This window comes from Eisenbergiella porci, assembly GCF_009696275.1.
GTDB classification, from domain to species: domain Bacteria; phylum Bacillota; class Clostridia; order Lachnospirales; family Lachnospiraceae; genus Eisenbergiella; species Eisenbergiella porci.
The window spans coordinates 1-15,531 of the sequence record NZ_VUMI01000082.1; the positions used below are offsets into that span (position 1 = coordinate 1).

Sequence of the window (15,531 nt, forward strand, 5' to 3'; positions counted from 1 at the left end):
GTTATCAGTTGTTGCTCATCCCTGCCGAGATAAGCCCGACGCTTTTAGCATCACATGGCCATAAGTCTATGAAGTATTACCCTCATAGCGTGATGTTTGTGCGTCAACGTGTCGCACCAAAGATGTTTTCCACCTCACGGGAAGAAAGCAGGTCCTTGACATTCTGGGTGATTCCGGTCGGAATACCGCCCCACTTTCTGAACCGCTTCCAAATCTCCACACTGTATGCGGCAGTCTGTTCCTCTTTGAGCAACAGATGGAACTCGTCCATGTAGTATCGGGTGGACTTGCCAGCAGCGCGGTTGGCGGTGACGCGGCCCCATACCTGATCCTGGACAATGAGCATCCCCAGCTTTTTGAGCTGCTTGCCCAGCTCCTTAATGTCGTAGCAGACGATGCGGTTGTTGACATCCACATTCGTGCGGTGATTGAACACGTTGAGGGAGCCGGATACATAGATCTCCAGCGCGGTGGCAATGTGGTGGGCTTCTTTCTCGTCCTGCTTCAAAAGGGCCTCATACAGATCACCAAGAATAGGAATGTTCTCCGGGCAGGGATCATTGAGGTACGGCTGATAGATCAGGCGCACACAGCGGTCAATGACTGTCTTTTCCACGGGCTGCAATCCGTCCCGGCTGCCAACCACCAGCTCACACAGGGACAAAATAAAATCCGCCTTCAGAGAAAGCGGGTTTTCATCGTCAGAATAGTTTAAGTTGATGTCCATGGGGTTGATGTAGTCGGAGCTTGTCGGAGAAATACGAATAACCTGACCGCCCAGCCGCTGCACCAGCGGGAAATATTCTCCCTCTGGGTCGCAGATGGCAATATCATCGCCCGTAATGAGAAACGCATTGGTGATTTCGCGCTTGGCGGAGAAGGACTTGCCGCTGCCGGGTGTACCCAGAATCAGGCCGTTAGGATTTTTGAGCTTTTTTCGGTCCACCATGATGAGGTTGCTGGACAGGGCGTTCAGGCCGTAATACAGAGCCCCGCCGCCGGACTGGAAAAGCTCCTGGGTGGTAAACGGGATAAAGATTGCGGTGCTGGAGGTGGTAAGACTGCGCTGAATCTCCACCTGATTGAAACCCAGCGGCAGGCTGCTCATCAGCCCCTCCTCCTGCAGGTAGTCCAGGCGCACAAGCTGACAGTTGTACTTCTGCGCGATGCTGGATGCCTGGAACACGTTGTTGTCAAGCTGCTGCTTGGTGTCGGCGGTATTCACCAGCAGGAACGTCATCAGGAACATTCGCTCGTTGCGGCTTTGCAGCTCCTTCAGAAGATTTTTCGCCTCGGTGCCGTAGGTGGCAAGGTCGGAGGGAATGATGTCCATATCGTATCCGGCCCGAACCGCTTTTTTCTGCTCCTCGATCTTCATCTTGTCCAAATCGGTGATCTTGCGCTTGACTGTCTTGATGGCAGCTACCTGGTCCACAGACTGAATGTGCATCGTGGCGATCAGGCTGCTCTCCATATCCAGGAAATCAGCCAGCATCCGGTCATTCAGCTCCGGAGCCAGGATTTGCAGGAAGGATACCGCACCGAACTTCTTGCCCATACGGAAGGTTCGCCCCTCTTTGAACTCGAAGGAGGATGGCGCGATAAAGTCCTTGGTGGACAGCCCGCTGGGTGCCAGCCAGTCCCAGGAGAACTGAAAACGACTCTGATCATCCATGTGGAAGATGTCGTGCATCAAGCACAGGCGTTCCAGCCCGTTTAAGACGGCAGCGGATACACCCAGCCGCTTGAAGTTGTTGAGAATATCGTTTTCGATGCGCTCCAGCCGGGGCTTTGCTGTCTTGATGCTGTCCGCCTCGATACCAAAAGTCAGAAACTTGGTCTTGGTCAGGCCGTTGTTGCCCTTGGCAAGCTGGTTCTGGAGCATTTCAGCGTACTCGGCCCGGATGCTGTCAAAAGCATCATTCTGGGGCGGGATAAAAATGCTCTGTTCAAAGCTCTCCATGCTGGCGGTCAGGTTCAGGAATGAAAACTGAAATCGGATGGAGCTGTCAAAGTAGTTGAGGAAATCACACCAGGCATCAAAAATGGCGCTCTTGTCCTCGTTCTGAGAAAGCTGATAGTTGATGTCCTGAAACTGGATGGTCTTGGTGTAGAAATTGCCGGTCACGCGGCATACACCGTCCGGCCACATCCGCTCATAGGGAATGGACTGCTGGGCCGACTGCTGTTTCTTATCCGTCCGCTTCGCCCGTTCGATGGCGGCCGCGATCTCCCGGCGCTCGGCGCGGGTCAGCTTTCTTTTTTGTGTCGTTTTTGCAGACAATGCGTTGTACCTCCTTGTCCAAATGATACTGCCGGTCTAACACGGCATAGAAATTGTCAGTCTGATAAGGCCGGTGCTTGGGGCGGATGAACCGCACCTGCACATAGTTGTGAATGATTTTTTCAAAGGGCTGGCCGTTCTTTTCATACATGGCGAACAGAAAGAACGGCAGCATCACAAGCACCATACACAGCGAGGCGGTGCTGGTGCTGATATAAGATTTGAGCAGAAAAAACAGCGGCACGCCAACCAGTGCGCCGCTGCCGAAACAGATGAGCTGTCTCTTGGTGAGGTTGAACATCACCTTGGTTTTTACCTTGCTCAAATCCTTTGGCACGTTGACATAGGCCATAAAGGAAAGCCTCCTTTCATGGGTTAGTGGGCATTGAACACGCTCTTGGCAAGGCTGCCGGTCTTAAAGAGGGTGAAGCACAGCAGCACCGTATAGCCCATGCAGGTCCAGATTGCCGCGCTGATGTCGCTCTCCAGCGCGATGTTCTGCACCAGAACGGCATAGATGCCCACGCAGATGATAATGAGAAATGCCTGAAAGCCCAGGGCAAACAGGGCGCGGAGATAATTCTGTCCCATCTGTCCCCATTCCCGATTGAGCATGGTCGCCATCGGGATCGGGGCCACGGAAGTCACCAGATAGATCTCCACCATACGGCCATACACGATGATGAAAATACAGATCGTCAGCGCCCACATGGTAATGCCTACAAAAAGGCTCTGGAACCAGAGGCCGAACAGCGGCCCCAAATCCATTTCCATCAATCGGGCCTCCATGTCCGTGGCCACACTGGAAATATCAATGGAGGCATCCGAGATAATGACGCCCGCTGCGTTATTGACCACGCTCTGAGCCACATCAAATACGCCCATGACAATATTCCAGGTGTTGGTGACGATGAGAATGGCGCAGGCCGTCTTGAAAATCCACTTGAAGAACATCCAGGTATCCACATCGTGGAGATTGTTTTTGTCAGTAATCAACTGGATCAGCTCCAGCGTCATCACAAAGGCCAGGATGACACCGGCAATCGGGAGAATGACTGTTTCCGAAAGGTTCTGCACCATCGAAAACACGCCGCTGTTCCATGCCTGCGGAGTAGTTCCCACCTGGGTGGAGATTTCCCCGACCTTCTGGTTTACATGGTCGAACATCCCGGACAGGTTGCTCATAATACCGCTGACCAGCAGTTCTTTGAGCCATTCTGTGATGGAATCCCATAAGAAATCCAAACGCTTGACCTCCTTTCTTGCCCCTCCCGCATGAAGCGGAAGGGGCAGAGAATTTCTTGAGGCTCAATGATTGTCCGAACCGTCCGAGGCCGGAAGTTCAATCCGAAGACATTCCGGTGCCAGCGACGCAATATTGCCGCCAGCCAGCACCATATCCAGGCCACGCCGCTTCAGGCTTTCGTCCTCGTTTTCGTAGCCCTCCAACAATGTGATAGCCCCCCAGATACCCAGGCCAGCGCCAATGGAAATGACAAGGATTTGCATGATTTCCTGTACCGTATATTCCGGCTTGGAAAGATCGCTCGGTTTCATAAAAGCCTCCTTACAGTGAATGGTTGGTGAACAGGTTGCAGGGGTTCGGGATTAACCGAACAGGCCGGACAGCAGGGGAACCAGGGTGATGCCGATGAGGGCCACGCCGCCGCCCGCCATGAGCTGCTTCATACCCTGCGACTTTGCGCCGGGGTTGTCATTGCCATAGCCTTCCAGAAGGTTGATTGCACCCCAGATGCCGAGACCGGCACCGAGCGCCACAACGAGGGTTTGAAGAACACCAACTGCAGAATTGAAAAATGCCATAATAAAGTACCTCCAAAAATTTTATTGTTTGGAAGGCACGCTTTCCTCGTTTCAAGATCAGGCTGCGTTAAGCGGGGGCAGCCTCCCCATCGGGCAGGGTAATATCAAAGGCTTCAAACCGTTCGCCCGGCTTCGGTTTGAGCTTGGTGTCAAGAAAACGCTCTATGTTGAAGGCATTTTTCTTATCAAAATCGGATAGGTATTTGTAGTTCGGGTGCTTGGTAATGTCGTACTTGTCCGACAAAAACGGCCGCACACCGCGAAGCTGGAGGATGCACTTGCTGCCGTCCAGAACGGCCAGCTCATCCACGGAGGCCAGCTCCTTGCCCAGCTTCTGAAAGTTCTGCCCGTGGCTTTCCTGCGTACCCTTGGTGACGCTGGTGTTATACATATCAATGGTTTCCTTACCCAGTGCGGCGCTCAGTTCCTTTAATGTCGTAGGCTCCGAGCCACCCAGGAAGATACGGGCATCCATGTTGCCGATGATGGTGTCACAGTTGTCCTTATACAAAGCTTTGAGCTGAGACTGTGCCTGAAGGACCAGGCAGCACGAAATCTCGCGGGAGCGGATCGTTGCCACCAGCTTTTCCAGACGGGGAATCTGCCCGATGTTGGCCGCCTCATCAATGAGGCAGCGCACATGAACCGGCAGACGGCCGTCATACACATCATCGGCCTTTTCGCACAGCAGATTGAAAAGCTGGGTGTAGGCCATAGAGATCAAAAAGTTAAAAGTGTCATCGGTATCGCTCATAATGAAGAACAGAGCCGTTTTCCGGTCGCCCAGGGTGTCCAGCTCCAGCTCATCATAAGCGGTCAGCTCCCGCAGCTCCTGAATGTCAAAGGGGGCCAGACGCGCACCGCAGCTAATCAGAATCGACTTGGCTGTTTTTCCGGCAGCCAGCTTGTATTTCTTGTACTGGCGCACCGCAAAGTGGTTGGGCTTGCGCTTTTCCAAATCCTCAAACATCAGGTCAACGGGGTTCTGGAAGTCCTCATCGTCCTCCCGCGTCTCCATCGCGTTCAGGAACTCAATCAGGGTGGAGAAGTTCTGCTCCTCCTCCGGGGCTTCATAGTGGATGTAGCCGATCAGTGCCGTGTAAAGCAGCGTCTCCGCCTTGAGCCAGAAATCGTCCCCGCCCTTGCCTTCGTAGAGTAGGAATGAGCCGCCTTGCGGCATTCCTGCCGTAGGTTTGCCCAAACCCCTCCCAGAACCGGACGTACACCTCTCGATGTATCCGGCTCGCCATCATTGCTTCAAATCAGCGTCGTTCAAGGGTGATGAATCTTGTGATGACAGTCCTTGCACACTGCAAGAGTTTTACGCTTTTTCGCTATCATCGCAAGTTCCCACAGTTGTTTTCCTTTGAGGTTCTTCACTTTATTTACATGGTGTATTTCCAGCGGTACATTGGTCTTTCCGCACAGCTCACACACGCGGGCGGACAGCCTATCGTCAAATGACGTTCTGGAACCGATGTGTGCGATTGCAAAGTCTATGATTTTATCTGTCCAGAGGTCTGTATTTTTGCAATCCATAAACCTTGCGAAGCTGCGGCGCTTTATGCCTGCTTTTGTTTGGTAGGGCACACCCCAGCTGCCGTTTCCATCACGGTATTTGCGCATCATTTTTCTGCTGGTGCTCTCATGCTTTCCAGCGAGAGTTTTCAGGCAGCTGTATTCCATCAAATATTCAAAATATTGAAGCTTGTTGAAATTGCTGGCTATGCTGTAATAGTTGCAAATACCGCGCAGCTCAGAGTTGTACGTTGATACAATCTCCAAGTCCGTACACCGAAAGATATATTTTCTTGCGGTAGGCTCTATTGTCCCGTCGCGTAGTTGCCGAATGACCGACTTCCCAAACAGGAAAGGCATGATTTTGTCCGCAAACGGAATGCACAGCTCAACAGACCCGTTGAGCGTGCGGGAAACGTGGTTTCCGTGCGGCTTTAGCTTCTGGTCTCTCCGCACACGGATGTCATAACCCAAAAATCTTGCATACTGGTTACTGTGCGTAATGAGTGTCTTTTGCTCTGAAAGCTCCATTTTCAGGGTTTGGCTGATGAAGTCGGACAGCTGTCTCTTGATACGCTCACAGTCCGCTTTATCGCCCTTCACGCCAAGAATGAAGTCGTCAGCATAACGGATGTATTTGATGACTTTGTCCGTTTTGGACATACAGGGCGTTTTATGCATGACTGCTTTTAATTGAGCGATTTTCTGCAACAAAGCTGTTTTTTCCTGACCCGTTGCAGTTTTCAGCTGTTTCTGAGCCTTTTTTATCTGCCATGTGACCTTATCGTATTCCGGGGTATGGTGCCTGTCCCTGCTTTTATAGAACTCTTTGGCGGTTTTTTCTACGAACTTGTCCAGCTCATTCAGGTAGATATTTGCGAGTATGGGCGAAACGATGCCGCCCTGCGGGCAGCCGGAGTAGGTAGCATGGTATTGCCAGTCCTCCATATAACCGGCTTTTAGGAATTTCCAAATGAGCTGAATCAGCCGTGCGTCTTTAATCTTGGCGTTTATGATGTTTGCCAAAACTCGGTGGTTGATGTTATCAAAACAGCCCTTAATATCGCCCTCAATAAACCACGACACACCTGAAAATTCTCTTTTCAAGGATTTTAGCGCAGTGTGGCAACTCCTGTTGGGACGAAAGCCGTGAGAGTTGTTTGAAAAAATTGGCTCGTAGACCGATTCCAATATCATTCTCAATACTTCCTGCACCAGCTTGTCCGTAAAGGTAGGAATCCCCAGGGGACGCTTTTTCGTGCTGTTCTGCTTTTTCTGGATGTACTCGCGGCGAACGGGATTCGGCGTATAGGTTCCGTCAGCCAGAGATTGGATGATCCGGTCAACTTTTTCCTTGCTGAATCCGTCAGCTGTGTCGTCATTCACGCCTTTTGTTCCTGCGCCCTTGTTGGCGTAGAGGTTTTTGTACGCAAGATAATACAGATCGGGTCTTAATAGATAGCGGTAGAGCCTTGTGAAGATTTCCTCTTTGTTGTCCCTTGAATTTTTTCTGATTCTATCCAAAATCTCGATTGTTGGTTGCATTTGAGGCTTTCCTCCCTAATCAAATTTCAATTTTGGAATGCAATAACTGTTCTCCTTCGTCTGGAATACACGATATATTCCGTGAGAGTCGTTACTTCCCACATGACTACTATGAGAACTCCGTTGCCGTATCGGATATTCAGCGTCATCTCCCTTGCCTTTCGAGGGCTTGGGATTTATCGCCCGCAGGGGGCATTTCGCATAGCTGGTTTGAGCATTCCGACTTAGGCAATCCCCAGTTAGCGTAATAAGTAGGCAAATGCGGATTGTCGGATACGCTTTCGTTTCGTTATTTCCAGTTCTCTGGCTTGTCACATGAATGGATTGATAACCCATCGCGCAAAGGCGAAACGCAATGTTATTCATGTCAGAGGTTGATGCCGCCGTATCTACGGTGGTTACATACACATTCCTCCGCCCGAACACAACGGGGACTTGAAACTCGCATTCAACATTCAGTAGTTCTATCCTCATATCCGCTTAACGTAGCAATTCAGTCGTGCTCTTGTGTATAGAGCAACTTATCGCTTTCCCGCCATGCTATGGTCCCGCATCAGCTTTCGCCTATCGGTTAGGCGGGTCGTTTCCACTGTTATCTGAGTGGGTAGTGCCTGATTCTACTTCTTACTACGCCCTATCTGGGCGCGCGCCTTTGGTGTTGGCAATCAGGGTCGTGACCAGCTTCAAAATGTCCTTTTCGCTGTGAATGTACGAGAAGGATAGCGATAGGTAACCCTTTGAAATTGTCTCCGGGTTTTCCCCCACTTCACACCGGACATGCGACTTTCACCGCATCCGGCGTTCCATCAAGCATAGTTTCAGCAGTGATACACAACCACTCTTTCACATTGGCTAAGTTTTGCTACTCTACCGCCAGAAGCGGCAGTCCTGCGGTAGCGCGCAGTTTGTTCACTTTGGTAATAGCTTTGGCATTCAAAGAGTATTCCTTTACCAGCGCCGCTACAGATTCAATGTTTTCCGAGCTGACAATTACCCATCCCTGTAAAGAAAGAAGCATCAGGTTTTGGTAGCTGTCATTGCCCTTTTTACATTCGTTTGATTTTCTGTAGCAGACACAGGTCTGCACATCCAGTTCCTTTCCGGTGACTGCACACTTCCCATCTTGTCCTGCATAAAGCGAAACGCGATTATCGTTGTACCTCACCGATTCGTATGGTATCGGATGCCGCATCAGCCAGAGCATTGACTTCACATCTATTCTCAGATTGTCGTGTATCTCAGCTCTGCCTTCGGGCGTATACGGATTGATTTTTCGGCTTTTTCGCATTGGGATTTTGAACTGTACGTAGGCTAATGGCACCAGCGGCGTTTCTCCGACCCATCGCATCTGCCTCGATTCTCCGTATCGTTTCCTCAGATATCTGTTTTTGATTTCGCCTTGCTTCTTGATCCCATCGATACGATGGAGAAGCTGTCCGTTGATAGGACGGGCGATATCGCTGAAATTCAAGTTGACTCTTGTCGCAATGCAGTAATAATCCTGTATTCCGATCACCTTGGCGTTGTAGTCACCCACGTTCAGGCTTATTTCTTCAGCCGTCTTGCTTCTTTGTATCGCCCTGATGGTTTCAGCCATTTCTTTGCTGATCCTTTTCGTGGCTTTATCGCAGACATTTGAAGTTATCACCCATGAATTACCTTTACGCCGCAGCTTTATACGAAAACCCAGAAACTCACTGTCACGCTTCCTAAGATTGGTCACTTTGGACTTTTCATCAGAAATTACCAGCTTAAGCCGTTTCCACAGCCAGTCTTTCACTGCATAGTAGGTTTTCTCGGCATCCTCTTTGGTTCTGCAAAATATCTTGAAATCATCCGCATAACGGACAATCCGCATTTCCTTGAGGTTGCTTTTCTTTAAGGCCGTATAGCTGTTGTACTTTTTCTCCGCACCATTAGGGTAATAGGTCACTTTACATGGATGTTCCATGTGCGCCACCATCTCATCCCACTGGGAGGCAATCCACCAGTCCAATTCGTTGAGGACGATGTTCGCCAGAAGTGGGGAAAGGATACCGCCTTGCGGTGTTCCTTTTGATGGCAGGACGGTTTCTCCGTTGGGCATTACGATTGGTGCTTTCAGCATGGCCTTAATAATCTGAATCAACTTGGTGTCCCGTATACCCAGAGTCCATATCTGCCTAAGCAACTTTCTGTGATCGACGTTGTCAAAGAATCCTTTAACATCCACATCGACTACATAGTGAAGCTTGTTCATCTGAGCAAGTCCATAAGCGTAGGAGATAGCATTTTCAGCGCTCCTGCACGGTCTGAATCCGTAAGAGTGCTCATAGAACTTTGCTTCGCAGATCGGCTCCATGACCTGCAAGATACATTGTTGTACTATTCGGTCGATAATACACGGTATTCCCAGAGGCCTCAGCTTTCCGTTTGGCTTCGGTATTTCTACTCTTCTTACTGCCTTTGGCTCATACCTCCTGAATTGTTTCTGGATGAGCTTCACAAACTTATCCTCTGGCATGGCTGCCAGTGACTCAATCGTCCGCCCATCCGTGCCTGCGGTATGACTGCCGTCATTTCCCTTGATATTTCTGAATGCCAGCTTGATGTTGTTAGGCGCACTGATGATTTCCATCAAATGCCCGAAAGTTTCACCGTTCTTACTAGCGGCATACAGGTCGTCAAAGGTTTTCTGCATGTCATAGTATTCCGCATGGCGCATCTTGCTTTTCTTCTTAGCTTTCTGTGCCATGTACATCACCCCATTCTTTTGAAATCGAGTGACAATTTCTTTTTCTTACTCGACTGCATGAATAGTGGTTGTGTACTGCTGACGTTTTGCCTGACTCGTGGCCATTCCTAACCATCCTCTTTTTCGCAGATGGCATCATCGGTTCGACCACTGCTTTTCAGCAAGAATTTATCCGCTTATTGTTCTTCGTCGGATTATCCAATGGACTTCCTGCCTTTCCTTGTTCCGATAATTCTATCTGTCCATACATACCTTTAGGTGTTCCCTCTGGGCCTGACAGCTTGGACACGCCTGTAACGTGCCACGGCGTTTCGTAACAACCATTTCTACTCTGCCGCACTGTCTGGGCATTAACCCACACACCCATTTCTGAGCGTGGCACTTTTAGACCTTTACATTCGGGAGTTTCGTCAGACATCTCTGTCATTCTCACCATGGGTATCTTGTAGACCCCCGGCATATAGGATGCACCGTCCACCTCTGGACAGCTTTCGTCAGCTTAACCTGTTACGGCATCTCTCTGCCGACTTCACCGGGCTCCATACAGAGTTTTGCCCTCTGCATGCCGGAGTATCAGGGGAGGCGTTTCAAGGCGTTACCCTATCATTCCACCTCTTGAATTATCAGTTCACAGAACTGACTGAAACAGCACTGTGCGCCGCATTTTCGGTGGCGAACAAGTCGCACGGTTGTAGTGCATGGACTTCTTGAAATTGATGGTGTTCATGATCTTGATGCGGTAGCCGTTGCGCTGCAGGAGCTTTCCGCACTCGACCACGATACTGCCCTTGGGGTCTGTGACCACAAAGCTGGTGGGATACGCCCTGGAGGTGCATTGCATCAGGTTGGGCTTGAGCCAGAAGCGGGTTTTGCCGGAACCGGAGCCGCCGATGATCAGCACATTCTTATTTCGGGCGTACTTGGGATTCTTGGGCCGGTTACTCATCATCAGACTTTCCGTCTGCGTGAGTATGATGTTGTTTTCAAACACCGGATCGACAAAGGGCTTGATGTCCTCTGCCGTTCCCCAGCGGGCGGAACCGTACTCAATGTCCTTGCGGTATTTCTTGGCGTTCTTGCCTTTCACATAGACCGCCAGCCGCAGGGCTGCACCACAGAGTAGACCGATGACCAAATCCTGCGGGTAAAGGCTGGGCAAGAAAGACTGAAACGCGGCGGCGAAGCCCTCCGGCAGATGCAGCAGCTTCGTGGAAGCGTCCACACCAGCGGCCAGCCGCCATGCCTGTCCCAGCTTGGTGGCAAAGAGGCCGATCAGCGGATAGGGCAGGTTTAGCAGCAGGAGCTTCTTGATGTTGATCTGTTTCATCGTTCCAGCTCCTTTCGCTTGGTCCGGTCCACCACGGCGTTTTTCACCAGAGCCTTGAATTTCTCCAGCTTGCCCAGCACAGATTCGCGCCGCTCCGCTTTTTTGAGCTTCGTGGCTGCGTACTTCTCAAAGGCGGCATTCATATTTGCCTCATTGGGAGCCTTGAAGAAAATCTGAAAATGGCCCTTTTCCGTCTCAAAGACGGTGTAGCGGACGCCGTGTTCTCTGGCAATACGGTCAAAGTCCCGCAGGCTCTTGTCCTGCACATCGAGCTGGCGCATATCGCCATGCTCCTGCTGTAATTCCTCCATGCTGACCTTGCCGAAGGACTTTACATCAGGGCTGTCCCGGCTGGCCTGCAATTTCTTTTCCTTGCGGTAAGCCAGGTACTTGCACAGGGCAGCTTTTAAGACCCGCCCGGAGAACTTGGTTGCATTGATGCCCAGGGTGAGCGTCCTGTTTTCAACTTCTTCCTGCATTTCTCATCACTCCTTTCCGTCAGATTTGCAGGGAGGCGGCTTTCACTAAGGCGGCACCACCAACCGCCGGAGCAGATATTTCAGCATCATGGAGTCTCCGTTACCGTACCTGGTCTTTGCGGTCATAGAACAGATCTCCGCGAATGACCTTGGCGTGGGACAGAATTTTGATGTTCCCATGTTCCTGGTTCTCCAACGCTTTCTGATAGCCGGTGTCGGAGAGAAACATCCGCATCCGATCTCCCATGAAGCCCACCGGCGAATCATGGGTCAGCACATCAAAGATAATCATGTGGCGGGTGTTCTCATCGAACCGGGCCAAATCCAGGTAGTCATGGCCTTTGTAATTCTGCGCTCCGGCCTTGATACGCATTTCCTCCATCAGCTCGCCAATGGTTTTACCCATGCTGATTTCCTCCTTTCTCCCGCCCCTGGCCCTTTACGGTGAGCAGGCCGTCCAGAGTGGTAGCAGTGATCCGGAGCCGCTCCGCGATGGCAATATCATTTTTCATGGCCTCGTCTACGGTATCGCCGCAGACTACCAGCACATGAGCGCGGCGGAGAAAATCGCGGGCAATGTCGATGCTGTCCTTATGCTCCTGTGGAATCGCATCGTTGAGAAACAGAGGCAGGAACAGAAGCGGACAGACCGGCGAAAAACCGGCATCATAAACGGCTCGGCAGTAACGGGCGGCGGTTTCAGTGTTCTCAAATTCGTTGCTGCCCCAGGGGGCAGTGATGTAAGCCAAAGGTCGCTTCATGGCATATCCTTTCTCCCGGATGTCCGGGCATAAAAATAGGCGGCCATCAGCCGCCGTACATGTCGTGGTTTACCAGTGCCGTGTAATAGTTCCCGATGGTGGTGGGTGCATTGAACAGCGCCGCCAGCAGGTATTGCTTGATGTTCCGGATTTTAGTGGTGTTCTGCCTCATGCAGTCCATCACAAAGCGAATATGCTCACAGTTCAGTTTCAGAAGCCGGGACTTCACGACCTCATGGGGAAAGTCGCTGCCAGCTACCCGCGTGAATTTCCGTCTGGCGCAGACTGTTTCCACCATGATTTCAACGATTTCGTCCAGATCATCTGCATAAGGACCAGCCTCCTGCCGAAGAAGGTCGTACTCGATGTTTTCCAGAATCAACTCCCGATAGCTTTCCATTTCGCTCACCGGCGTCGCTTCCCTTCGTTTCGGTTCCGGCGGGTTTCCCGCCGCATACCCACGGAAAGGAATCGAATCGGTATTTGATCCATCTGTAATTGATTTTTGGGTATTTAATTCTTCTATATTTATTTCTGCGGGCTTTTCCAGATATGGCGTGTCCATATCCGGGGAAACCATATCCGGATTTTCCGTATCTGGTGAATCCGTATCCGGGGTTTCAGCTTTATGGGGCTGCTCGTAAATGATGTACTCCGTATCGCTGATCCTGCCATTGGCACCGCGCAGCTGATGCCGGACGATATAGCCGGTGTTTTCCAGTTCTTTCAGGGCAGAACCGATAGCATCCACGCCCTCCTTGCAGATGGCGGCCAGCCCCCTCGTGGTGTAGTTCCATTCATCCGGGAGAGACAGCATCATAGACAATAGGCCCTTGGCTTTCAGGGTCAGGTTCTGATCTCTCAGGTGATAATTTGACATTACGGTGTAATCGCGTGTGCGTTGGACGCGAAAAACAGCCATTGACTTCACTCCTTCCTTGCGCCGGTTGGCATGAAAAAAGCCGCAGTCACTTCAAACTGCGACAAATCAGTGTTTCTTGCTCTTTTTCCTGTCGTACAGGATATGGCCCTCAATGATGTGGGCAGTCCGCTTGATGCGGATTTCTCTGCGGTTCTGGCTCTCTAACGCCCTCCGATAGTCCGCCTCGCTCAGAAACAGGCGCATTTCATCACCGGGGCTGCCGTAAGGGTTGCCCTGCTTGCGGACAACAAACTCAATCATCCGGCGGGTGCTGTCCCTGAATCGTTCCACGGCCAGAATGTCATGGCCTTTCAGCTCCCGAATGGGAATATCGCTCATACCGGCTCCTTTCTCAGCGTTCCTGCTGTTGCTGGCGTTTGCGCTGCCATGCTTCCAGCAGCTTGATGATGGTTTCCTCCATCTTCTTGGGGGTATAACTCTTGGGAAAGTATTTCCGCAGGGTGTCAGAGGTGAGCGTAACGCGGTCCAGCTCGCTTTTCTTTTCCTCAGACATAATGGCAAGCATCACATCTTCGGTCAAACGCCCTTCCTGGCTGAACTTCTTCATGCGTTGGGCCTGGGAAAGAGAAGGGGTAGCCTGTTCATAGTCCATTGTCTCAACAAGTTGGGCCTGTTCCTCCGGTTTGAGGAAGGACAGCTCGTAGGCCGGACTGAGGGCGATTTTCTTCTCGTCTACCATATCCAGCAAAGGGGGAATCAGCTCGGTCAGGCGGATATAACGCATAACTTGAATACCACTTTTTTCACCGGCCTCTTGCGCCACCCTGTCACGGGCGCTCAACTTCTGTTCAACTTGAACAGAAGTGAGGTCCGTTCTGGCTCCTTGGTGCTTAACGGCCTCCAACTTCATCTTATACGCAAAAGCCCGCTCACTGGGAAGCAGGCTTTCACGCTGAAGGTTGCTGTCAACCATGATAATTGTGGCGGCATCATCATCCAGATCACGGACAATACAAGGCAAGGTTTCTTTTCCGGCCAATTCGCTGGCGTGGTGCCGCCGGTGCCCAGCAACCAGCTCATAGCCGCCATTCGCATCGGGACGGACGATGGCAGGAACCAAAACGCCGTACTGCCGAATACTGTCCGCCGTTTCCATCATGGCCTCGTCATCCTTGACCTTAAAGGGATGGTCCTTAAACGGATGCAGTTCAGACAGCGGGATTTCCACTACTTTTTCGCGGCTGGCGTCGGCGCGGCTTTCCTCGGTGGAAAACAGATCATCTACCGATGCCAGCTTTATGTTTTTCGCGCTGCTTTTCAAGTTTCAGCACCTCCTTCGTCAGATTTTTGTAGGCGGCAGCAACCTTGCCCTCCGGGTCGTGGGCGTAGATGCTCTTTCCTTCGGCGCTGATCTCCTTGGCCCGGACGGAGTGCGGAATCTCAGAACCGAATACTTTAATTTTGGAACCGTAGGTTTCCCGCAGCAGGGCGCTGATCTCTTTTGCAAAGTTGGTGCGCCCGTCCACCATCGTCAGTAGGATGCCGTCGATTTGCAGTTTGGGATTGATCTGCCTCCGCACTTTGCTGATGGTTTGCAGCAGCTGTTCCAGTCCTTTGGCGGGCAGATACTCCGCCTGGACGGGAATCAATACCCTGTTGGCGGCTGCCAGTGCATTGACCGTGAGCATACCCAGGGAGGGTTGGCAGTCAATTAAAATATGGGTATAGTCCCGTTTCACCGTGTCCAGATACTGCCGCAGAATGGTTTCTCTGCTCATGGCGTTAACCAGGGATACCTCCATGCCGGAGAGCTGAATGTCCGCAGGCATCAGGTCAACACCCTCCGCATGGTGCAGAATACCCTCGCCGGGCTGGATGGGCATATCGGTCAGGACCTTGCCCATCATATCGGAGAGCGTAACCGGCAGCGTGTCCGGGCGGGAATAGCCCAGGCTGATAGACAAGCTGCCCTGGGGATCGCCGTCAACCAGCAGCACCTTCTTTCCTTCCTGTGCCAGTCCGATGCCGAGATTGGCGCAGGTCGTTGTCTTGCCAACGTTATGCGAAGCTTCGCATAACGTTGGTTATGAAAAGTAAGTTATTATGCAAAGTGGAGCCCACACTTTGTTGATTATATAAAGTGTACGGGCTCTTTAGACTTTGCATAATTCGGAAG

12 protein-coding genes and 4 pseudogenes are annotated in these 15,531 nt (G+C 51.4%); all 16 read right to left on the bottom strand.

Annotated elements, in window-relative coordinates:
* Positions 1-118 precede the first annotated feature (118 nt).
* Positions 119-2,284 (bottom strand): annotated as a pseudogene (locus FYJ45_RS27475) (VirB4-like conjugal transfer ATPase, CD1110 family); the annotation flags it as partial.
* Positions 2,193-2,636, bottom strand: coding sequence for a PrgI family protein (locus tag FYJ45_RS27480; protein ID WP_154468187.1), 444 nt, complete (start codon positions 2,634-2,636; stop codon positions 2,193-2,195). The gene FYJ45_RS27480 and the pseudogene FYJ45_RS27475, both read right to left, overlap by 92 nt.
* 23 nt (positions 2,637-2,659) lie before the next feature.
* Positions 2,660-3,469 (bottom strand): VirB6/TrbL-like conjugal transfer protein, CD1112 family, encoded by an 810-nt coding sequence (locus FYJ45_RS27485; RefSeq protein ID WP_408609544.1) that lies wholly within the window; start codon positions 3,467-3,469, stop codon positions 2,660-2,662.
* Between the two features lie 123 nt (positions 3,470-3,592).
* The gene (locus tag FYJ45_RS27490; protein ID WP_154468189.1) at positions 3,593-3,841 is read right to left on the bottom strand and encodes a Maff2 family mobile element protein; all 249 of its coding nucleotides are present in this window, start codon (positions 3,839-3,841) and stop codon (positions 3,593-3,595) included.
* 51 nt (positions 3,842-3,892) lie between these two features.
* The gene (locus FYJ45_RS27495) at positions 3,893-4,108 is read right to left on the bottom strand and encodes a Maff2 family mobile element protein (RefSeq protein ID WP_021633195.1); all 216 of its coding nucleotides are present in this window, start codon (positions 4,106-4,108) and stop codon (positions 3,893-3,895) included.
* Positions 4,109-4,175: 67 nt separating this feature from the next.
* Positions 4,176-5,258 (bottom strand): annotated as a pseudogene (locus tag FYJ45_RS27500) (VirD4-like conjugal transfer protein, CD1115 family); the annotation flags it as partial.
* A gap of 122 nt (positions 5,259-5,380) precedes the next feature.
* On the bottom strand, positions 5,381-7,171 hold the full coding sequence (locus FYJ45_RS27505) for a reverse transcriptase domain-containing protein (RefSeq protein WP_154468191.1): 1,791 nt from the start codon (positions 7,169-7,171) through the stop codon (positions 5,381-5,383).
* Between the two features lie 862 nt (positions 7,172-8,033).
* Complete coding sequence (ltrA, locus tag FYJ45_RS27510; RefSeq protein WP_154468192.1) at positions 8,034-9,905, bottom strand: group II intron reverse transcriptase/maturase; 1,872 nt, start codon at positions 9,903-9,905, stop codon at positions 8,034-8,036.
* Between the two features lie 688 nt (positions 9,906-10,593).
* A pseudogene (locus FYJ45_RS27515) lies at positions 10,594-11,232 on the bottom strand (type IV secretory system conjugative DNA transfer family protein); the annotation flags it as partial.
* Positions 11,229-11,711 carry a PcfB family protein gene (locus tag FYJ45_RS27520; RefSeq protein WP_057572693.1) on the bottom strand — a complete coding sequence of 161 codons (483 nt, stop codon included), beginning with the start codon at positions 11,709-11,711 and terminating at the stop codon, positions 11,229-11,231. The gene FYJ45_RS27520 and the pseudogene FYJ45_RS27515, both read right to left, overlap by 4 nt.
* A gap of 100 nt (positions 11,712-11,811) precedes the next feature.
* The gene (locus FYJ45_RS27525; protein WP_154468193.1) at positions 11,812-12,117 is read right to left on the bottom strand and encodes a DUF5720 family protein; all 306 of its coding nucleotides are present in this window, start codon (positions 12,115-12,117) and stop codon (positions 11,812-11,814) included.
* Entirely contained in the window at positions 12,110-12,472 is a 363-nt protein-coding gene (locus tag FYJ45_RS27530; RefSeq protein ID WP_154468194.1) for a DUF7768 domain-containing protein, read from the bottom strand. The genes FYJ45_RS27525 and FYJ45_RS27530 overlap by 8 nt, the downstream gene beginning before the upstream one ends.
* 46 nt (positions 12,473-12,518) lie before the next feature.
* Positions 12,519-13,394 carry a DUF6017 domain-containing protein gene (locus FYJ45_RS27535; protein ID WP_154468195.1) on the bottom strand — a complete coding sequence of 292 codons (876 nt, stop codon included), beginning with the start codon at positions 13,392-13,394 and terminating at the stop codon, positions 12,519-12,521.
* 66 nt (positions 13,395-13,460) lie between these two features.
* Entirely contained in the window at positions 13,461-13,733 is a 273-nt protein-coding gene (locus FYJ45_RS27540; protein ID WP_154468196.1) for a DUF5720 family protein, read from the bottom strand.
* 13 nt (positions 13,734-13,746) lie between these two features.
* Complete coding sequence (locus tag FYJ45_RS27545) at positions 13,747-14,676, bottom strand: ParB/RepB/Spo0J family partition protein (protein WP_154468197.1); 930 nt, start codon at positions 14,674-14,676, stop codon at positions 13,747-13,749.
* Positions 14,633-15,412 (bottom strand): annotated as a pseudogene (locus FYJ45_RS27550) (ParA family protein); the annotation flags it as partial. The pseudogene FYJ45_RS27550 and the gene FYJ45_RS27545, both read right to left, overlap by 44 nt.
* Between the last annotated feature and the right edge of the window lie 119 nt (positions 15,413-15,531).